Annotated in this window: 15 protein-coding genes; 4 read left to right on the plus strand and 11 right to left on the minus strand. The window is 70.7% G+C overall.

The features are described 5' to 3' along the window. Positions 1 to 120: 120 nt before the first annotated feature. The 3 genes from SROS_RS35455 to SROS_RS35465 form a co-directional block, all read right to left on the minus strand. Entirely contained in the window at positions 121 to 2,127 is a 2,007-nt protein-coding gene (locus SROS_RS35455) for a tetratricopeptide repeat protein (protein ID WP_012893766.1), read from the minus strand. A gap of 165 nt (positions 2,128 to 2,292) precedes the next feature. After that, positions 2,293 to 2,787 (minus strand): GNAT family N-acetyltransferase, encoded by a 495-nt coding sequence (locus SROS_RS35460; protein ID WP_012893767.1) that lies wholly within the window; start codon positions 2,785 to 2,787, stop codon positions 2,293 to 2,295. After that, a complete protein-coding gene (locus tag SROS_RS35465) occupies positions 2,784 to 4,340 on the minus strand; it encodes an NsdA family TPR-like regulatory protein (RefSeq protein WP_012893768.1) in 1,557 nt (518 codons plus the stop codon). The genes SROS_RS35460 and SROS_RS35465 overlap by 4 nt, the downstream gene beginning before the upstream one ends. Positions 4,341 to 4,677: 337 nt before the next feature. On the opposite strand from SROS_RS35465, the gene SROS_RS35470 reads away from it, so the two are divergent. The 4 genes from SROS_RS35470 (at position 4,678) to SROS_RS35485 (ending at position 8,379) form a co-directional block, all read left to right on the plus strand. Then, positions 4,678 to 4,962 carry a hypothetical protein gene (locus SROS_RS35470; protein WP_012893769.1) on the plus strand — a complete coding sequence of 95 codons (285 nt, stop codon included), beginning with the start codon at positions 4,678 to 4,680 and terminating at the stop codon, positions 4,960 to 4,962. A 563-nt stretch (positions 4,963 to 5,525) separates the two neighbouring features. Next, the gene (locus tag SROS_RS35475) at positions 5,526 to 6,401 is read left to right on the plus strand and encodes a mechanosensitive ion channel family protein (protein WP_245564390.1); all 876 of its coding nucleotides are present in this window, start codon (positions 5,526 to 5,528) and stop codon (positions 6,399 to 6,401) included. Between the two features lie 20 nt (positions 6,402 to 6,421). Beyond that, positions 6,422 to 6,820, plus strand: a complete 399-nt coding sequence (locus SROS_RS35480) for a globin (RefSeq protein WP_012893771.1) — start codon at positions 6,422 to 6,424, stop codon at positions 6,818 to 6,820. 23 nt (positions 6,821 to 6,843) lie between these two features. Beyond that, the gene (locus SROS_RS35485) at positions 6,844 to 8,379 is read left to right on the plus strand and encodes a glycoside hydrolase family 13 protein (protein ID WP_012893772.1); all 1,536 of its coding nucleotides are present in this window, start codon (positions 6,844 to 6,846) and stop codon (positions 8,377 to 8,379) included. 140 nt (positions 8,380 to 8,519) lie between these two features. On the opposite strand, the gene SROS_RS35490 is transcribed toward SROS_RS35485, so the two are convergent. The 8 genes from SROS_RS35490 to SROS_RS35530 form a co-directional block, all read right to left on the minus strand. Next, positions 8,520 to 8,945: an acyl-CoA thioesterase gene (locus SROS_RS35490; protein ID WP_245564392.1), complete on the minus strand. Its 426-nt coding sequence runs from the start codon at positions 8,943 to 8,945 to the stop codon at positions 8,520 to 8,522. A 65-nt stretch (positions 8,946 to 9,010) separates the two neighbouring features. After that, entirely contained in the window at positions 9,011 to 10,675 is a 1,665-nt protein-coding gene (gene ettA, locus SROS_RS35495) for an energy-dependent translational throttle protein EttA (RefSeq protein ID WP_012893774.1), read from the minus strand. A 26-nt stretch (positions 10,676 to 10,701) separates the two neighbouring features. Continuing rightward, positions 10,702 to 12,000 (minus strand): GGDEF domain-containing protein, encoded by a 1,299-nt coding sequence (locus SROS_RS35500; protein ID WP_012893775.1) that lies wholly within the window; start codon positions 11,998 to 12,000, stop codon positions 10,702 to 10,704. Between the two features lie 463 nt (positions 12,001 to 12,463). Then, on the minus strand, positions 12,464 to 13,168 hold the full coding sequence (locus SROS_RS46430; protein WP_081453294.1) for a single-stranded DNA-binding protein: 705 nt from the start codon (positions 13,166 to 13,168) through the stop codon (positions 12,464 to 12,466). Between the two features lie 134 nt (positions 13,169 to 13,302). Then, entirely contained in the window at positions 13,303 to 14,946 is a 1,644-nt protein-coding gene (locus SROS_RS35510; protein ID WP_012893777.1) for a GTP-binding protein, read from the minus strand. Between the two features lie 230 nt (positions 14,947 to 15,176). Continuing rightward, complete coding sequence (locus SROS_RS35515) at positions 15,177 to 17,576, minus strand: GTPase (RefSeq protein WP_245564394.1); 2,400 nt, start codon at positions 17,574 to 17,576, stop codon at positions 15,177 to 15,179. An 851-nt stretch (positions 17,577 to 18,427) separates the two neighbouring features. Next, complete coding sequence (gene cobA / locus SROS_RS35525) at positions 18,428 to 19,660, minus strand: uroporphyrinogen-III C-methyltransferase (protein ID WP_012893780.1); 1,233 nt, start codon at positions 19,658 to 19,660, stop codon at positions 18,428 to 18,430. 152 nt (positions 19,661 to 19,812) lie between these two features. Continuing rightward, positions 19,813 to 20,961 carry a nicotinate-nucleotide--dimethylbenzimidazole phosphoribosyltransferase gene (locus SROS_RS35530; RefSeq protein ID WP_012893781.1) on the minus strand — a complete coding sequence of 383 codons (1,149 nt, stop codon included), beginning with the start codon at positions 20,959 to 20,961 and terminating at the stop codon, positions 19,813 to 19,815. Positions 20,962 to 20,999 lie beyond the last annotated feature (38 nt).

Below are 20,999 nucleotides of genomic sequence, written 5' to 3' on the forward strand. Positions count from 1 at the left end.
CCGACTTCTTCCGACTTCTTCCGACGCTACTCGAGAGGCCGCCCGCGCCATATGCGCTCAGGCCGGACCGGGACCAAAGCGGGCAAAGGCTTGGCGAGCCGTTGATCCGCGATACGGATCTCAGCGCAGCCCCAGAGCCCGCCGGATGTCGGGATCACCGGGATCGAGATCGAGGGCGCGGCGCAGATCGTCCGTGGCCGCCTCCCCCCTGCCCAGAGCCCGCAGAGCGGTCGCCCGGTTGAAGTACAGCTCCGGGCCCTCCTCGATCTCGATCGCCCTGGACAGATCGGCCACCGCGCCCTCCGCGTCACCGGTCTCGTAGCGGAGGATGCCCCGGTTGGCCCAGGCCGTACCGAGACCGGGGTCCTTGTCCAGGGCCGCGTCGAAGGCACGGGCGGCCTCCTCGAAGCGCCCGGCCGCGGTGTCCAGCTGCCCCTGCACGGTCAGCAGGTGGGGACTGCCCGGCATGAGCGCCAGCCCGGTCTCGACATCGGCCCGCGCCTCGGCCGCCAGCCCGAGTACGGCCAGCACGCCCGCCCGGTTGATGTAGGCGTCCAGATGGTCCGGGTCCAGCTCCAGCACGTGGTCCAGGTCGGCCCGGCCGCCCGCCAGATCCCCCCGCGCGAGCCGGACCTCGGCCCGGTTGTAGTAGGCCTCGGGCAGCGGCGGGCTCACCCGGATCGCGGCCTCGTAGTCGGCCAGCGCCTCATCGGTCAGCCCCAGCCGGAGCAGCAGGTTGCCCCGGTCCAGGTAGTGGTCGGCGAAGAGCGGGTCGACGGCGATCGCCTCGGCGTACTCCTCCAGGGCCTCCTTCGTACGGCCCAGCTCGGCGAGGAGCCGGCCCCGGTTGGCGTACAGCACCATCCGGTGCACCGGGTGCCGGCCCGGCGGCAGATCCCGCCGCGCCAGCTCGATGGCCGACTCGACCAGTGAGAGAGCCTTGCGCGTCTCGCCCGCGCGCGTCTCGATGAGGGCCTGGCCGTTGCGGTCGAAGCCGAGCTTGAAGGCGCGCTCCTCCCGGTCCGGCAGCAGGGTGGAGATGGCGACGGCCTGGTTGATCCAGCCCCTGGCCCGGTCCAGGTCCCGCCGGGCGGGGTCGGGGTGACGGGCGTCGAGCATGGCCGTGCCGTACGCCGACGCCGCGTGCACCGCGGGGTCCTGGCTGCCACGCCGGGCGCGCTCATAGAGGTCACGGGCCTCGTCCTGGCGGGACAGGGCTCCCAGGGCGGTGGCCGTGCGCTGGGCGAAGCGCCACCAGAGGTCCGATCCGGGCTCTGCCAGCCCCAGCCCGCGCCGCCCCAGCTCGGTCACCGCGTCCAGGAAACCCTCCCTGACGCAGTGGTCGACGGCCGTCCAGAGCGCCTCGGCCCCGCGGCCGCGGGGGTCGGCGCCGTGCTCCCGGTGGAAGGGGACGGCGCCCAGGCGCGGGGAGAACTCCCCGGCGGCCTCCAGCTCGGCGGCCCGCAGGTCGTGCAGCCTGGCCCGCTCCGCCGGGTCCAGCGCCTCGTAGGCGGCACGCGATCGCTCGTCGGTGCAGTCGGAGGCCACGTGGGCGGCGCCGTCGGCACGCGGCGGCCCTCCTTCGCCGGGACCGGCGTGAACCTGCCCCGCCCCGGGCCCGGCGGAGGCCGCCACACGGCCGCGGAACCAGCGCGGCGGCGGCTGCCGCGAGGCGAGCACCATCGTCAGCAGCGCGGGATCCAGCCGTCTGACCAGCACAGCGAGCAGTTCGAGGTCGGTCGGGTCGGCCTCGTGGACGTTCTCCACGACCAGCGTGCGCGGCTCGCTCAGGCACGCGCCGAGAAACTCCGCCACCCCGTTGGCGAGCCTGAGGGTACGGCGGGGCGCGGGCACGAGGATCCGCTCGTCGTCATCGATCCGCGCGTCTATGGTCTCCCGTCGCGCGGCCACCCGATCCCGCAGATCGGGGGCCACGCTACGGATCTCGATGTCGTGAAACGCGACGTGCGCGGGGGCCCGTTCCAGGACCTCGGGGACGACCGCGCGCAAAATGGCACCGCCGACCGTATAGGGCCCACGCGACCGCCGGTGCCCGTTCACCACCAGGGGGGACGGGTCCGCACGGTCACCGGAGAGCGGCCCGATCAGCCAGAGATGCTCCCTCACCCCTTGTGGATGACGCTGGAAGCACCGCTCAGCTTGGTGGTGCCAGGTTTGCGAACAATGATCTTCTTCATCGTACCCCCCACGGGAAAATGACTACAGGTACGAAGAATAAGTATTCTGTCATTTCACTAGATCGCAATACTTGACTATAAAACAGTCTTAACTTTACTTAAATGGAGCAAGATGGGACATGGCAAGAACGAGATCTTTCTCGCCATAAAGCACGACGCACCCACCTCGTTCTTCCCGGCCGATCTCACGCCAGCCGCGCTTGCGGTAGAGCTCGATCGCGGCCGGCTGGTTCAGGGTGGTGTCCCCGCGGAGCCGTACGTAACCCAGCTCGATCGCCCGCGTCTCCAGCGCCACGCTCATCTGGGCGCCGAAGCCTCGCCGCTGGAACTCCGGATGGACCCGCAGGCGGCACAGCTCAGCGGTCTCGTCGTCGATCCGGCGGAGCCCGCCCATCGCGACGATGCGCCCGCCCGGGATCTCCCCCACGAGGAAATCCCCCTGGCCGGCGATGTAGATCTCGTTGATCCTCGGGAAGTCGTCCTCGTAGTAGACGCCGTCTCCCGGCGCGAGGCCCACCTGGGCGAGGCAGATCTGATGCAGTGCCCAGACGGATTCCAGGTCGGACCAGCGATAGCGCCGGAGCCTCATGTATCGCCCTCGGACGGATCCGCCGACGCGGGGCGCAGCGCCTCCAGGTAGAGCTTGAGCTCGGGATGGTCGGGGCTCCTGGCCTCCACCTCCTTGGCCACCTCATGGGCGCGCTGCATGAGGATGTCGGGCCTGCCGCCCTGGTTCAGCCCGGCGAGGGCGGACCTGGCTATCGACAGCGCCTCCTCCAGGTCCCCCTCAAGGAGCTTGCACTTGGCCCGGTCAAGCTTGATGATCGTGGGATCGAGCCAGTCCGCCGGGCCGTACTTGGTGAGAGCCTGCTCCAGGATGAGGTCGGCCTCCATCGCCTGGCCCAGCCTCACCAGCGCGTCCCCCTGATGGAAGTAGAGCTGGCGCTCGGTGTAGCCGAAGGTCGAGTCCTCCTGATCGGCTGCGGTCATCTGCGAGAACGCCGCCCTGGCCCGGGACAGCGCCCGTTTGGCCTGGTCGACCACGTCCTTCTTCCCCGAACCCGACAGCATCGCCAGCGCGCGGGCCTCGAAGACCGGGGCCATGGCCTGGGCCGCGCACGGCGTCTGGCCGGCCAGATCACGGCTCTTCCTCGCGAGGTTGAGCGCCTCGCGCGGGTCGCCGTAGTAGAGCGGGACCAGGGCCTCCCTGGCGATGACCCAGGCGCGGAGCGCGCGGTCACCGGTGTCGTCGGCGGCCGTCCTGCCGGTCCTGAAGAAGGACCGGGCCATCCTGTGGTCGCCGAGGTTCACCATGATCATGCCGCTGAGCCCGGCGAGCTGGGCCGCCATGCGGCACAGCCGTTCCTGCAGGTCCACCGGCTGCCGCCGCTCCATGGCCTTGCGCACGGCGCTGAACTCCAGCAGCACGTCGCAGAGCAGCCTCAGCGGCGGCGTGTTCATGTATTGGCGGCCGAAGCCGATGGTGGCTTCCTCCCACTGATCGAGCATCGCAGGCGAAACGGTGGCCGACACCAGGGTCTCGTCCATCCTCCTGCGAATGTTCTCCACAGATCCAAGCACCTGTCCGTCCAGCGCGACGCCGGTGCCGGCCAGAAGCTGTAAAAGCGTCCTCCGTAGCACGTTCTCGTCCTCCTCGCCCCCGTCCGCGGAAGGGTCGCCGCCGATCGACTGGATCAGCCGCTCACGCGGACCAGGGGAAGTGTCGGGTCTTCCATCCTGGAGATCACCTCGGACTGCACCGGGCGCCTTGTGGCCGTGGCCACAGATGCACGGGCCGTCGTACCCGAGAGATGCCGGTTCGACCCGGTAGGCGGAGCACAGGTAGTGGAGGTATTCGGGCCCCGGACGCTTCAGCCCGCTCTCGTAAGCGGACAGGAGCGTCTCACCGATACCCGGCGCCGACTTGCCGTCGCGTTCGAACAGCGCCCGTATCTGTTCGATCACGTCGGCGAGAGCGACGCCATGCGCGAGACGGTGACCCTTGATGCGCGTGGTCCCGAACTGGGGACCGCACTTGTCGTGGATCTCCTCGGCGATCTGAGCCGAGCCATGCCCTGCCGCCAGGCCTCTGGCCCGGATCTGCCGAGCTAACTCTGTCTCCCTGTGCTGCCTGCCGGACATACCGGCCCCTCTCTCGTGGCCAGCGGGGCTGGCTGGCACACTAGTCCCGACCGGTCCTCTCCCGTGACTCAGTGTGATTCAGGTGTCGCACTGTGCCTACCGAGAATGATGGACCAACTTTGGCTCATCCGGAACGCGCGAATAGAGCCATCGGCTAAGGATCGTCCACCACCGGACTGCTTCTTTCAACCTACTTGGGAGAAGGCACAACCCGATCTTGCTTTTCCCTCCGTTGACCCATCGGCCCAGGTGAGTCATCTTTGGCCAACCAGCACTGATTCGCGTAACCAAGCGAACACGATTCGGTGCGGTATGGGCGACCAAGAGGAGGGACGAGGTGGGGGAAGACGACTTCGGGCACCTGGAGCGGCTGGTGTCAGAACTTGACGCTCGCGGGCTGCACGCCCGAGTGGTGCGGACCCAGTCGGGTCGCGCCTTCGTGCGCGTGATCAACCCTAGCGCAACCAGCCTGGCGGAGAACGTCACCTGCCGAGCACAGGCCGCCCCCAGCCACCGGGACTGGTACTACTGGTGGTCCTGGGGGGAGCGGATGCACACGGCGAAGGACCCGGCCGGTGCCGCGACCAAGGTCGCCCGCGTACTCGCCGCGGTGGGGGAGTGAGACGAGCGGCGGTCCGGACGGAGTCGCAGCCGTCCGGACCGCCGCCCCCAACGCGGCTCTGCGGGGCCGGCGGGGTGACCGGTGCGGAGCGTCCTCGGACGCTGGGCACCCCGTCGGCCCCAAGACCTGTGAACGCGGGCCCTGTGCACGCGAGAAGATCGGAAAACGCGAGCTGCCGTCCGGACCCGTCCGGACGGTGACCGGAGGGATCCCCCTCGGAAACGGCACGGGACACGCTTCCGGGTGCGTGCCCCGCCCGAGCCGCCCGTCACCGGAGTGTCCGGCCCCGCCCCCCGCGGCCCCGGGGTCCGGATGTCCCGTCTTCCCCGGCGTGATGTGACGGCGGCCGGTTCGGTAGGCAATATGGGTAGGCAACGTGACTTGCCCATTTCGCCGACCGATCCGATCCGAGAGGGATCCGCTCCGTGTTCTTGCCCGTCTCCGCCCCCACCCCCGCCCCCACCCCCGAAACCACTGACGGACCGGTGGTTGACGAACTCCTCAAGATGGGCGCGGGTCTAACCAACGGCTGCGAGAACGGCGGCGGGGTAATCTGCACCCTCATGCAATCCGTCCTGCCTCCCACCTGGGCTCCCGTGATCGCGAGCACGATCGCGATCATGCTCATCCTGGTCATCGCACTGCTCCTGCGCAACGTGGCCAACCGGCTGATCACGCGGGTGGTCAAGCGCGCCTCCTCCTCCAGCGGCGGCTCGATCGCCGGACGCCTCCGCGGGAAGCAGTCGGTGGCGCTGGAGGGGCTCGACGCGGTCGCCGCCGAGCGGCGCAGGCAGCGCGCGGAGACCATCGGATCGGTGCTGCGGCCCGTCGCCTCGATCGTCATCCTCGGCACCGCGGCCCTGACCGTCCTGGAGCGCCTCTCCGTCCCCATCGCCCCCTTGCTGACCAGCGTCGGCATCGTCGGCGTGGCCGTCGGCTTCGGCGCCCAGGAGCTGGTCAAGGACTTCATCGCCGGCATGTTCATGCTCCTGGAGGACCAGTACGGCGTGGGCGACGTGATCGACGTGGGTGCCGCGATCGGCACCGTCGAGGCGGTCACCCTGCGCATCACCCGCCTGCGCGACATCGACGGCCGGGTCTGGTACGTCCGCAACGGCACCATCACCCGCGTCGGCAACGAGTCCCAGGGCTGGTCCCGTGCCACCGTGGACGTCCCGGTGTCGTACGCCTCCGACATCCCCGCGGTCCGCGCCCTGCTCAAGGAGGTGGTCGAGGACATGTGGAACGACTCCACCTACCGCGACAGCGTCATGGTCGAGGAGCCCCAGGTCTGGGGGATCGAGCAGATCTCCGACACCGCCATCGTCTTCCGGATCAGCGCCAAGACGATCCCCTCCCGGCAGGCCGAGGTCGCCCGCGAGCTCCGCGTCCGGATCAAGTCCGCCCTTGACCGGGCTTCCATCCCGATCGCCGGCTGACGTCACTTAGGCTTGGAGTCGTGTCCGCTATCCCCGAGGAACCCCAGACCTTCTACGACGCCGTCGGCGGCGAGGAGGCCTTCCGGCGTCTGGTCCACCGCTTCTACCAAGGCGTCGTGACAGATCCGCTGCTGCTACCGCTCTATCCCGAGGACGACCTCGCCGGGGCCGAAGACCGGTTCAGCCTCTTCCTGATCCAATACTGGGGCGGCCCCAACACCTACAGCGCGCAGCGGGGGCACCCGCGGCTGCGAATGCGCCACAACCCCTTCGTCATCGGCCCGGCCGAGCGCGACGCCTGGCTCAAGCACATGCATGACGCGGTGCTCTCGCTGGAGCTCCCCGACGAGCTGGAGAAACGCCTGTGGGACTACCTCGTCTACGCGGCGCACAGCATGGTCAACGCCCCTGACGCATAAACCCCGCCGGGCGGGGGCAATCCATGCACATGGAAACCCCCTGGTGGCGTGATGCCGTCGTCTACGAGATCTATGTTCGCAGCTTCGCCGACGCCTCAGGAGACGGCGTCGGCGACCTTGCCGGCATCCGGCAGCGTCTGCCCTACCTCGCCGAGCTGGGCGTGGACGCGATCTGGCTGACCCCTTTCTACCGCTCCCCCATGGCCGACGGCGGCTACGACGTGGCCGACTACCGCGACGTCGACCCGCTGTTCGGCACCTTGACCGACTTCGACGCGCTCGTCGCCGACGCCCATGGCCACGGGCTGCGGGTGATCGTGGACATCGTGCCCAACCACAGCTCCTCCGAGCACGAGTGGTTCAAGACGGCACTGCGAGGTGAGGGGCGCGACCGCTACCTCTTCCGCGACGGCGGGGAACTGCCGCCCAACAACTGGCAGTCCACCTTCAGCGGCCCGGCCTGGTCCAGGACGCCCGACGGGCAGTGGTACCTGCACCTGTTCGCCTCCGAACAGCCCGACTTCAACTGGCGCAATCCCGAGGTGCGGTCGGAGTTCCTCGACGTGCTGAGATTCTGGCTGGACCGGGGGGTGGACGGGTTCAGGATCGACGTGGCGATGGGCCTCTACAAGGCCGAGGGCCTGCCCGACACCCCTCCGGAGGACCAGGCCTTCAAGGCCGAGTCGCCGATCTGGGGGCGGCCCGAGGTGCACGAGGTCTACCGCGAATGGCGCAAGGTGCTCGACTCCTACCCGGGCGAGCGGATGGCCATCGGCGAGGTGTGGACCGACTCCGCCGAGGATCTCGCCCTCTACGTCCGCCCCGACGAGCTGCACCAGAGCTTCAACTTCGCCTGGCTGGAGGCGCCCTGGGCGGCGGCGGCGTTCCGGAAGATCATCGATGACACCCTGGCCGCCGTGACCGCCCCCACCTGGGTGCTCTCCAACCACGACGTGGTCCGCCACGTCACCCGGTACGGCGGGGGCCTGACCAACTCCACCACGGGCCTCGCCCGCGCGCGGGCGGCTCTGCTGGCCATGCTCGCCCTGCCGGGGTCGGCATACCTGTACCAGGGGGAGGAGCTCGGTCTCCCCGAGGTGACGGACCTTCCCCCGGGTTCGCGGCAGGACCCCATCTTCGCCCGCTCCCAGGGGAAGCTGCCCGGCCGTGACGGCTGCCGGGTGCCCATCCCGTGGTCCGGCGTCGCCGAGCCGTACGGCTTCTCGCCCGACGGCGCCCGTCCCTGGCTGCCCCAGCCGGTCGAGTGGGCCGCGCTGACCGCCGAACACCAGGCGAGCGACCCGGGCTCGACCCTGAGCTTCTACCAGGAGGCCCTACGCGCCCGCCGCGAGCTGCGCGGCTCGCTCACCGACGAGATCACCTGGCTGGACTCTCCCGAGGGGGCGCTCTTCTTCAGCCGTGGCTCGCTGACCTGCGTCATCAACTGCGGCTCCGGCTCGGTGCAGCTCCCGCCGCACGAGCGGGTCCTGATCGGCAGCGCACCCGTGGACGGCTATCTCCTCCCCCCGGACACCGCCGCCTGGCTTCACACCCCGTAGGGGCGCCACCCCGCGGACGTACGGCGAGCCGCCGCCCACGGACACGACCGCCCGGCAGGGGCGGGCCGGTGGGCGGCGCGCATGTCGTCGCGCCGGCACGCGGGAAGGGGCGCCGGCCTGCGAAGAACCGCCGACGGCCGCTACTCGGCGGTGAACCTGCGCAGGTAGCTGAGTTCGTACGGGTTCAACCGCCGGGGGCCGGCCCGCTCCACGTCGTAGGCGACCATCACCGAGCGGGCCCGTACGAAGACCTCCTCGCCGTCGCGGATCTCGTAGTCGAGAGTGAAGCGCACCGGACGGATCTCCGTCACCCACGACTCCACCCGGACCGGGTCGGCGCGGAAGGTGAGAGGACGTCTGTAGTCGATCTCGTGCCGGGCGACGACGAGACCCCGGAAGGGCGTCCCGCCCTCCCGGTGGAGGTCGATGTGGAACATCTCCAGGCGCGCGTCTTCGAGGTAGTCGAAGAACCGGACATTGTTGACATGGCCCAGCGAGTCGATGTCGGCGAACCTGACGGCCCGGGGGAACACATGCCGGTGGGTACGGCTCACGTCGTCGGTCACCCTCTGCTGCGAGCCTCCGGCGCCCCACCGTACGGCGGGGCGCCGGAGACCGCTGACGGCCCGCGTCAGTCGCGGGTGAGCTTGCGGTAGGTGACCCGGTGCGGACGGGCCGCGTCGGCACCCAGGCGCTCGATCTTGTTCTTCTCGTAGTCGGCGAAGTTGCCCTCGAACCAGAACCAGTTCGAGCCTTCCTCCCACGCGAGGATGTGGGTGGCGATGCGGTCGAGGAACCACCGGTCGTGCGAGGTGATGACCGCGCAGCCCGGGAATTCCAGCAGCGCGTTCTCCAGGCTGGAGAGCGTCTCGGTGTCGAGGTCGTTGGTGGGCTCGTCGAGCAGCAGCACGTTGCCGCCCTGCTTGAGGGTCAGCGCCAGGTTGAGCCGGTTGCGCTCGCCGCCGGACAGGATGCCCGACTTCTTCTGCTGGTCCGGGCCCTTGAACCCGAACGCCGCGATGTAGGCGCGGGAGGGCACCTCGACCTGGCCGACCTTGATGTAGTCGAGCCCGTCGGAGACGACCTCCCAGACGTTCTTGGTCGGGTCGATGCCGCCACGGCTCTGGTCGGCGTAGGAGATCTTGACGGTGTCGCCGACCACGATCTCGCCGTCGTCCGGCGTCTCGCTGCCGGTGATCATCCGGAACAGCGTCGTCTTGCCGACACCGTTCGGGCCGATGATGCCGACGATGCCGTTACGCGGCAGGTCGAAGGAGAGGCTGTCCATGAGGACGCGGTCCTCGAAGCCCTTGGTGAGCTTCTCCGCCCGGATGACCGTGGTGCCCAGTCGCGGGCCCGGCGGGATCTGGATCTCCTCGAAGTCGAGCTTGCGGTGCTTGTCGGCCTCGGCGGCCATCTCTTCGTAGCGCTGGAGACGTGCCCGGCTCTTGGTCTGGCGGGCGCGGGCGTTGGAGCGGACCCACTCCAACTCCTCCTCCAGGCGCTTCTTGCGCTTGGCGTCCTTCTGGCCCTCGAGCTTGAGCCGTGCCGCCTTGGCCTCCAGGTAGGTGGAGTAGTTGCCCTCGTAGGCGTGGCAACGGCCGCGGTCGAGCTCCAGGATCCAGCCGGCCACGTTGTCCAGGAAGTAACGGTCGTGGGTGACGGCCAGGACGGTACCGGGATACTTCTCCAGGTGGGACTCCAGCCACTGGACACTCTCGGCGTCCAGGTGGTTGGTGGGCTCGTCGAGCAGCAGGAGGTCGGGCTGCTCCAGCAGCAGCTTGCAGAGCGCGACCCGGCGCCGCTCTCCACCGGAGAGCTGGGTGACGTCCGCGTCCGGCGGCGGGCAGCGGAGGGCGTCCATCGCCTGCTCCAGCTGGCTGTCGAGATCCCAGCCGTTACGGTGGTCCAGCGCGTCCTGCAGCTTGCCCATCTCGTTCAGCAGGTCGTCGCTGTAGTCGGTTGCCATCAGCTCGGCGATCTCATTGAAGCGATCGAGCATGGCCTTGGTCTCGGCGACGCCCTCTTCGACGTTGCCGAGCACGGTCTTGGATTCGTTGAGGGGAGGCTCCTGCTGAAGCATGCCGACGGTGAAGCCGGGCATGAGCCGGGCGTCGCCGTTGGACGGCTGCTCCAGACCCGCCATCATCTTCAGCAGCGTCGACTTTCCGGTGCCGTTGGGACCCAGGACGCCGATCTTCGCGCCTGGCAGGAACGACAGCGTCACGTCGTCGAGGACGACCTTGTCGCCGTGCGCCTTGCGCACGCGCTGCAGTGTGTAGATGTACTCCGGCATGCCTTCTAGCTTAGGGCCTGTCAGGCTTAGCTAGGGGCGGCCTCGGAACCGGGCCTGCGGGCGGGCGGCACCACGGTGGCGGGCAGGCAGATCCGGTCGCGGCCGAGCTCCTTGGCACGGTAAAGGGCCAGGTCCGCAGCGGCGAGCAGCTCGATGAGGTCGTCGCCGTGCATGCTCATGACCGCGACACCCACCGAGATGGTCACGGTGATCATGTTGTCGTCCGCCGGGACCGCCATCCGCCCGATGCGGGAGCGCAGCCGCTCGGCGACCCTGCGGGCCTCGGTCACGTCGGCCCGGGGCAGCAGGACGACGAACTCCTCACCGCCGAACCTGCCCACCACGTCGTAGTCACGGAGCTGACTGCGGATGGTGGCGGCCACCCCGACCAGGACCTGGTCGCCGATCAGGTGGCCGTAGGTGTCGTTGACCCGCTTGAAATGGTCGATGTCGACGATCAGCAGGGCAAGCGTCTCACCGGTGCGGCGCGCCCTGACGATCTCGGTGTCCGCCTCGCGCTGCCAGGCCGCGGCGTTGAGCAGGCCGGTCTTGGGGTCGGTGCGGGCCGCCGCCTGGAGCTGGGCGTGGAGCAGGCTGCGCTGGAGCAGGACCACCGGCGGCAGGGCCAGCACCAGCAGCGCCAGGTTCAGCCCGCAGGTGATGGCGACGAGGACGCCGAGGCAGAGCTCGACCACGTCGAGCAGCAGGCTCTCCCGGTTCCACAGCACCTCCCTCCAGCGGCTGTCGGGTGCGGCGGTGTGCGCGGCGACGGCGATCAGCGCGGTGTTGACCACGGTGAACAGGACGGCACAGCCCACGGCGACGAGGATCGGCCTGCCGGCACCCGCGGTCAGGGCGCTCAGGTCTCCGACGACGGTGTGGAACAGCACCGAGGCCGCGCATCCGGCCAGGCCGATCGCGGCCGAGCTGAAGACCCTCCGGTAGACGACGGTCTCGCGCACCCTTTTCTGCAGGAGGATCTGGAGCGGAATGGGGGCGAGAAGCGCGTAGACGGGGGGCAGGAGCAGCGCGGCGGGCAGCCACCAGGCGGAGAGCAGGTCACGGGAGACACCGGCGGGCATGCCGAGCCTGCGCGTCGCCTCGATGCAGACCGCGCCGCATGCCATCAACGCGGCGAAGGTGAGCAGGTCAGACCAGCGGAGATCACTGGATACGGCGAAAAAGCCGATCGCGGCCAGATCCAGCGCCACGATCCCGCAAAGGTAGACGACCAGCGCACGACGTTGCCCGAGCAGGGGCCACCGGTTGGCCATGGCCGCCACGCCGCCGCGCGGTTTGACCGAGGTGTGAATGGGTGCCGCCATGTCGCCCCCTTCTCCGACTAACGATGTGTAACACGATAGTTGCGGAGTGTGCGCTGCGCGACAGTAACCGCTACCTTTGGCAGAGTGGGTCTCCCATCAGGTGATCCACATCTGGGAATCGCTCACTCCGCGAGCGGACCGTGTGGGAAAGGAGTAGCCATGCTGCGGGGCGTGACCTGGACCTAACAGGTGCTTCGGGCATCTGACACGGGCAAGACCATCGGCCGTTTTCTCGGCGCGACCGCCTCCTCTGGCGGGGCACCGACCGCGCTCGGCCGATGCCCCCTCCTCTTCCCCTCGGTCCTCTTTCGGATCCGTCTTCTCGGTCCTCTCCGGATCGCTCCCCATCGGAGACACACAGCCTGCCGCCGCTCGGCGCCCCTCGCCGTCAACGGTCCTCCGTTGGCGGCCCCTGCCGTCAACGGCCCTCGTCGCCGGCGGCTCCTGCCGTCGGCGGCCTGTCTCAGGCCGCCAGGCGCGCTTCCGCAGGCCATGGCGTCTCGTCCGTGGACTCCCCGTCAGTCATGTCCGTCTCTCTGCCGATCATCTTCTCCTGATCCGCCCCCGTCTCTCCTTCGGACACGCCGTGATCTTCCGTGTTCGCTCCTCCATCGGAGGTGCCCTCCCATGCCGGGGCGCTCTCCGCCCCGGCCGTCTCCTCATCTCCCACCCCGGTCCTCACCAGGCTCAGGCCGCCGCCGGCGGCCCCCGCCGCGGCGGGGGCGGCGTCGCCCATGGCCCAGTCGTGGGTCTCCCGGTCGAGCTCGGTCCGCTCCTCGCGCCCCAGCGAGGGGGCCGCCCCTCCCCGCTGCGGCTTGCTGAAGCTTCCCAGTCCCCAGCGCAGGTCGTGCCCGAGCGAATTGGCCTCCACCTCGGGCATGAAGCGACGCTGGCCCTCATGGGTGAACTCGCGGATCCGCAGGCGCCCCTGGACGACGATCGGCTGGCCCGTCCGGACCGACTGGGCGACGTTGTCGGCGAGCCCGCGGAAACAGCGCACGCCGAAGTAGGTCGTCTCGCCGTTGCACCACTGCTGGTTCTCCCGGTCGAAGTAACGGCTCGTCGAGGCGACCTTGAGCGAGGTGACCCGCGAGCCGTCGGGGAAGGTGTGCTGGCGCGGTGGGGCCGCGACGTTGCCGGTCAGCGTGATGTAGATGTCGTTCATCATGTCTCCCTTGAGAGCGGGCGGACTGCCCGTGGCGTGGAAGACACGATGGCCCGTGCCACCTGTGGCACGGGCCGCCGAATCGCGCTCTGTGGATTACCGCATGCGCGCGATGAACGGCTGTGGACGGCGCGGGCTCAGCCCTGCACGCTCCGCATGGCGGAGTAGAACTCGTTGTATCTGGCCAGTTCGCGCTCCACCGGCTCGATCACCATGCTCCCGGCCACCCCGCCGACCCTGCGGCGCATCTCCCGTTCGAGCCGGTCGCGCTCACTGCCCGCACCGAGCGCGACGAAGTTACGGCTGGCCACGGCGGTGAGCAGGCCGAGCCCCAGCACCGAGAGCGTCATCAGCCCGACCCACGGCAGCGAGGCCGCCTCGCCGAACACCGCCAGGCCCGCCGGCAGCTCCCCGGCGCCGAACACCCCGTAGGCGAGAGCCGTACCGAACCAGGCGAGCCCCGCCACGAACAGCAGGACCAGCAGATACTGCCAGAGGAGAAGCAGCCGCCACCAGCCGGGAACCCGGTCCAGGCGCGGCGCGACCTCCGACAGCTCCTCGGATAGCACCTGGGGCAGCTGGGCCGAGCGGGAGCGTGCGGCGTCCCTGATCCCGTTGCGCCAGGCCTCGTGCATGCCGGAGGTCAACCCGTCGGCGAGGGCCTGCACCGCGTTGTCCACCTCGGCCGGCTGCGCGCTGACCGAGCCTCCGCTGAGACCTCGGATCTCGTCCCTGAGGTCGCCCAGGCGCAGGCTGTTCAGCGGGTCGGGCCGGAGCTTGGCGGCCCATCGGGTGTACGGCCAGCCGACCCACTCCATGGACCGCACGCCGTACACGTTCTCCATCGCCTCACCGACCGCGGGCACGCCGACCGCGTCGCAGAGCGCGTCGGTCAGGCCGATCCGGCGGGCGTCGTCGATGGCGGCGGAGGCGGCCGGGATCCCGTCCGCGGGCATGATCTTCGCCAGGCGGAGCGTCAGCCGGTCGAGGTCGGCCTCCAGACGCTGGATCGCCGCCCTGCGCCTGACCACGGTCTCGGCGAGGACCGCTCTGAGACCGTCCACCCCCTTGCCGCTGATCGCGGAGGTGGTGACGATCACGGGGTTCTCGACGCCCTCGCGGCGGAGCAGGTCCTCCAGGTCCGCGACGCACTCGGCGAGCTCCTCCGGGTCCAGCCGGTCGACCTGGTTGAGCACGAAGATCGTCACCGCGTCGTGCCCGGCCAGCTCGGTCACGTAGCGGCGGTGCGTGGAGGCGTCGGCGTACTTCTGCGGGTCGAGCACCCACACGACGAGGTCGGCGATCTGGATCAGCCGGTCGGCCTCGGTGTCGGTGAGCGCCCGGATGGAGTCGTGGTCGGGCAGGTCGAGCAGGATGAGCCCGTGAAGCCGGCTCTCGCCCTTGTCCAGGGCACTCGCCCTGGCGAAGCGGTGCCGCCACTGGATCTGCAGCCAGTCGAGCAGCGGGCCCGCGCCGTCCAGACCCCAGACGCAGGCGTGGGTGCGCGCTGTGGTCGGGCGGCGGACCCCGGTCGGCGACAGTTCGAGTCCGGAGACCGAGTTGAACAGGGTGGACTTGCCGCTTCCGGTGCCCCCGGCGAGCGCAACCACGGTGTGGTCGGAGGAGAGCTTGAGCCTGTCACCGGCCCGCATCAGCAGCTGCCCCGACTCGGTCAGGAGCTTGGGGTCGACTCTGCCCGGCCCCAGTTCCACGATCCGGGCCAGCGCGGCGAGCCTGCTGCCGAGCCCCTGGCGCGTCTGGGTGGTGCCAACAGTGGTCATGCTCGCTTACCGTTCCTCGTTCGCTGCGTGGACCGCTCGTCCCTCGCGGGCCATCGTGCCGGAGGCACGCTCGGGAAACACTCCGCTCACCACGTCGGGTCCGCTCCCCGCCATCGACCGCTCACCACTCCTCGTTCGCTTCGCGGACCACTCGTCCCTCACGATCCGCTCCGCTCACCACGTCGGATCCGCTCCCCGCCGTCGACCGCTCACCGCTCCTGGCCGGTTCCTCATCGGGCGACCTCAAGGTTGTACGTCGCCTGGTGGAGACGGGTGGCGGCGGATTCGTCGGGGATTCCCGCACCGTCGAGAGCCTGGACGTAGCGGGACATCTCATCGTCGAACAGCATGCCGATCCGGGCACGCAGATCGCTGCGGGCCTTGGCGCCGATGTTGCGCAGCGACTCCGCGCCGAGGAGTGCGTGCACCAGCCGTTGCGGCAGCGCCCCGGTGAAGGCGCTCTCGGCCTCGGCGGAGCCGTCGCCGAGCAGTCCGACCGCGAAGATCAGCGACAGGGACTCGACGTCGAAGGAGACCAGCCTGGCGACCGCCCGCTTGGTCACGCCCTCGGTGCGGATCAGCTCGATGATGTGCTCCTGCCAGGCGGCGACGGTCCGGCCGGTCCTGCGCAGGAGCTCGTCGGAGGCGTGGCCGAGACCTGGGGTGGCGGCCAGGGTCTCGCCGGCACCGGGACGGTGCAGCCAGCGCGAGACGGCCTCCTCTGCCGCCCGCTGCGCCGCGGAGATGATGACGGACTCCACCCCGGCCCGGAGCGCGGATTTCAGCGCGCTGAGCCGCTCGGGGGCCTGATGGCTCGCCTTCCCCGCGAACCGGCCCGGCTTGCGCAGGTGCAGGGTCCTCATCAGGTCGCCGGAACCGGCGAAGTCCTGCCACCGGGCGAGCATCTCGCCGCGTAACAGCGAGCCGTTCCTGGTCGCCTCCTCGATCTCGGCCATCGCGCCCGCGTAGGCGGCGTCCACGTCGCCACGGAGGTCGCTCCTGAAGACCACCTGGGTCTCCAGCTGCCTGGCCAGGGCCGGGATGCGGGTACGGAAGCTGTCCAGCACTCCGGACAGGGTCGCCTGTACGGCCTGCGCCCGGCGCTGGTCGTCGACCGACAGCTCGGTCAGCCAGAGCCGGAGCTCGGTGACCTCGTGGTCGGGGAGCATGCCGTCGGTGACCTTGCTCTCGTTGATGACGAAGCGGTCGACCTCGCCGAGGCCGTACTCGGTGAGCATCCTGAAGAAGTGCTTGGTGACCACCTCCCGGGACTTCGGCGGCACCCGGGAGAGCACGATGGCCAGCCGGGCCCCGCGCTCCTTGGCCAGCCGGAGCAGCCGCCAGGCGGGGGCGTCCGCGTAGCGGGCGGCGGTGGTGACGAAGATCCACAGGTCGGCCGTGTCGAGCATCCGGTGGGCGATCTCGTGGTGCTCCTCGACGACCGAGTCGATGTCGGGGGTGTCGAGCAGGGCCACGCCCGGCGGGAGGCGTTCGGTGGAGACGAGCACGAGACTGCCCGGGGCCGCCTTGGGATCGGGTGTCTCCTGCCGCCGCAGGCTGCCGAGCAGGCCGCCCTCGGCGAACCACTCGTGGTCGTCGGGGTGACAGGCGAGGACAGGCGTGCCGGTGGTGGGGCGGCGCACGCCGGTGGCGCTGACCTTGGCGTTGGCCAGAGTGTTGAGGAGCGTGGACTTGCCCGCGCCGGTGGAGCCCGCGACCACGACGAGCGCCGGCGCGGTGCTCATGTGGACCCGCGGGATCACGTAGTCGTCGAGCTGGGCCAGGATCTCGCTCTGGGTCCGCCTGGCCTCCTCGGCGCCGGGCAGGTCCAGGCCGAAGCTGAGATCGGTGACGCTGCGGCGGAGGATGGTGAGCGCGTTGGTCAGGGCCTCGGAGACGGCGTCCGGCAGCGCCACCTCCCGCACCCGGTCGCCCTGCGTCTCCTCGGCCGTGTGAACGTCATCCTCGTCGTTGCCGGCGGACTCGACAGAACCGGCGGACGCGACGGAGCCGGCGGGGTCGACAGAGTCGACGAGGTCGCCGACGGCATCGTCCGGTGCCGCACCCGAGCCTGCTTCGGCTTCGGCTTCGGCTTCGGCTTCGGCTTCGGCTTCGGCTTCGGGGAACCCTGCCACGGGGCGGTCGTCCCCGTCTCCCACGTGAGCAGCGGGGACGTCACGGGAGGTGGCGGGGACGTCACGGGGGGCGATGGGGGCATCGTCCGGAGACGGGCCGGCGGAGCTTGCGGCTGGAGACTGGCGGGAGAAGCTTGCGGCGTCCGTGGCGGCGGACGCCGGTCCGTCGCCGTCCTGCCGGAGACGGGGGACCTCGGCGCCCGCGTGGAAATCAGCGAAGACGCCGGCCGGAGACGGGGCGCCGGACCCTCCGGCCGGAGACAGGGCGCCGGACCCTCCGGCCGTCTGGGAGGCGGCCGGCGGCCCGGCCGTCTGGAAGGCTGCCGGGCCGCCGGCCGGAGGAGAGTCTGCCGCGTCCACCTCACGGGAGTCCGTGGTGTCCCGCTCCGCGCGCGGAGCGGGCGCCCCACCGGTCAGCGACGCGATGGTGGCCTCGGCGGCGGCCGCAGCGGCACGGAACGCGGCGAAGGCGTCCTCCTGTGCCGGAGCGGCCACCCCCTCCGCCCCGTGAGGACCGGCACCACCCACGGCCGGACCGGGAACGGGAACGTCACGGGAAGGACCGGAGGCGGGAACGTCACGAGAAGGACCGGAGGCGGGAACGTCACGGGAAGGACCGGCCGCACCACGCCCCGGCGAAGGGACCTCACCCCGCCCCCGAGGAGGGAACGCGCCGTCGCCCACCGGAGGACCGGTCACACCACGCCCCGGGGACACGTCACCGGTCCGAGGAGCGGCGGCCTCACCCCCCGGAGACGGAACAGGCGCGCCACCGGCCCGGGAGCCAGCGGGCGCCCCACCGGTCAGCGACGCGATGGTGGCCTCGGCGGCGGCCGCAGCGGCACGGAACGCGGCGAAGGCGTCCTCCTGCGCCGGAGCGGCCACCCCCTCCGCCCCGTGAGGACCGGCACCACCCACGGCCGGACCGGGAAGGGGAACGTCACGAGAAGGACCGGCCGCACCGGAGGCGGGGACGTCACCGGTCCGAGGAGCGGCGCTCTCACCCCCCGGAGACGGAACAGGCGCGCCACCGGCCCGGGAGCCAGCGGGCGCCCCACCGGTCAGCGACGCGATGGTGGCCTCGGCGGCGGCCGCAGCGGCACGGAACGCGGCGAGGGGGTCGTCCGGGCCCGGGGCGGTGGCGGCCCTCTCCTCGCCGGCGGCCGGTGGACGGGAGGCGCGGATGGACATCGCGTCATCGTCGGGGCGGATGGCGCTGAAGGTGACCGTCTGTTCGCCGAGGGACTCGGCGTCGTCCGGCGAGGTGCCGTCGGGCGACTCCTGGGGGGTGCCGGCGAGGCCGTGACCGCGCTCGCTCGGATGAGTGGGCTTGTTGGCAGCCGATTTCACGGTACCCGCTCCGCTCGAACCATCTCGACCTCCTGGCCGACCTTCACGACATCGCCGACGATCACGATCGCAGGTGGCCGAATCCCAGCCGCGGTCACGCGCTCCGCCACGGTGGAGAGCGTGGCGTAAAGAGCGCGTTGGGTGGGAAGAGTACCGTCCTGTACCACCATTACGGGAGTTTCTGGCGAACGTCCGTCGTGGATGAGGGTTTCGGCAATCGTTCCGATCCGTTCGACGGCCATCATGAGCACCAGGGTTCCGCCGGATCTCGCCAGATTCGGCCAGTCGACGGTTGACCGGGCGTCACCGGGCGGGACGTGCACGGAGATCACGTGGAACTCCTGGCTCACGCCGCGGTGTGTCACCGGCACGTTGGCCGCGGCGGGCACCGCGACCGGGCTGGTGATCCCGGGGACGACGATGACCGGGATGCCCTCGCGGGCGCAGGCGAGCATCTCCTCGCCGCCCCGGCCGAAGACGAACGGGTCGCCCCCCTTGAGCCGGACCACGAACTTGCCCTGCTTCGCGTGCTCGATCAGCAGCTCGTTGATCTTCTCCTGGGCCATGTAGCGGCCGTAGGGGATCTTCGCGGCGTCGATCAGCTCGACGTCCGGGGAGAGCTCGTCGAGCAGGGCCTGCGGGGCGAGGCGGTCGGCGATGACCACGTCGGCCTGGGCGAGCAGCTGCCGCCCGCGGACGGTGATCAGGCCGGGATCGCCGGGACCGCCGCCGACCAGGGCGACGCCGACCGGCTTGGTGCGGTTGCGCCGGGCGTCGACCGTGCCGTCGCGGAGCGCTCCAACGACGGCGTCCCTGATCCCGGCCGCCCGACGGGGGTCGCCACCGGCGGTGACCGCCACGCTGATCTCGTCCACCTGCCCGCTGGCGGGGGTCCAGGCCGCCGAGGCGTCCTTGTCGTCCGCGCGCACGCACCAGATCCGTTTGGCCTCGGCCTCGGCCGCCACCGCGGTGTTGACCGCGCGGTCGTCGGTGCAGGCCTGGACCAGCCAGGCCCCGTCCACGTCACCGACCTGGTACGGCCTGGCCTCCCAGATCACGCGGCCGGTCGCGATGAGATCGTCGAGGGCATGCGTGACACTCGTCGAGACGATGGTGACCAGGGCACCGGCGTCAAGCAGCGCCGGGACCCGCCGCTGGGCGACGCGCCCTCCGCCCACGACGAGCACCCGCCGCCCGGAAAGACGCAGACCGAGCAGGTAGGGCGACATGGTGACAGATCTCCCGTTCGCGATGAATGTGAAGCATGGCGTGTTAAGAGGTAAACCTACCGGCTAATGGGCCGCCGTTTGCTGCCCCCTTGTTAACAGGGTAAAGAAGGCACTGACCACGATTCGGCAGCGAGGCCCGAGCCTTTCGCAGGTCAGGCCTCCTTGTCGGTGACTCCGGCGGAATCGAAGGTCGCCACCTCGTGCATCACCCTGACAGCCGCGCAGACGAGCGGGTGGGCGAGCAGGCCGCCGGTGCCCTCCCCGAGCCGGAGTTCCAGCTCGACCAGGGGACGCAGCCCGAGGTGGTCGAGCGCGGCAGCGTGACCGGGCTCGGCCGAACGGTGTCCGGCCACGCAGTGGTCCACCACGGCGGGGGCCAGCGCGGCCGCCGCCAGCGCGGCCGATCCCGCGATGACGCCGTCCAGGATGACCGGCACCCTGAGAGCCGCCCCGCCCAGGATGAATCCGGCGATCGCCGCGTGCTCCAGCCCGCCGACCGCCGCCAGGACCTCCAGCGCCGGCACCGCGCGGCCGCCCGCCACGCCCTCCGGCAGGCCGTCCGCGCCTTCCCGCCCGCCGGCCGGACCGGCCGCCGACGCGCCCTCCCGCCCGCCCGGCAGGCCGTTGACCCGCAGGGCCTGCCGGACCACCTCGACCTTGCGGGCCAGGGTCTCGTCGTCGACGCCGGTGCCCCTGCCGGTGACAGCGGCCGCATCCTTGCCGGTGAACGCGCAGATCAGGGCGGCGGAGGCGGTGGTGTTGGCGATACCCATGTCCCCGGTGACCAGGCAGCGGGCGCCCTGATCCACCAGCTCGCGGGCCACCGCGATCCCGGCCTCCAGCGCCGCGGCCACCTGTTCGGCGGTCATCGCCGGCCCGATGGACAGGTCGGCCGTGCCGTACGCGACTTTGCTGAGGGTCAGGCCCGGCGCGGGGGGCAGGTCGGCGGCCACGCCGACGTCCACGACGGTCACCGAGGCGCCGACCTGGGCCGCGAAGGCGTTGGCGACCGCGCCGCCCGCGAGGAAGTTGCCGACCATCTGCACGGTGACCTCCTGCGGCCACGGGGTCACGCCCTGGGCGTGGACGCCGTGGTCGGCCGCGAAGATCGCCAGAGCCGCCGGGGCCGGGAGCGGCGGTGGGCTGACGGCCGCGGCTCCCGCAAGCCGTACGGCCACCTCCTCCAGCACGCCCAGAGCGCCCCGGGGCTTGGTCAGGCTGTCCTGGTGGGCCCGCGCCGCGGCGAGGGCCGCCGGGTCGGCGGGCCGGATCGCGGCGACGGTCTGCTCAAGGATGGTCATACCGCCTAGTGTCCCCCGGAAACGGGGTCTCCTGGGAA

Origin of the sequence: Streptosporangium roseum DSM 43021 (genome assembly GCF_000024865.1) — a bacterium.
In the GTDB taxonomy this organism is placed as follows: Bacteria; Actinomycetota; Actinomycetes; order Streptosporangiales; family Streptosporangiaceae; genus Streptosporangium; species Streptosporangium roseum.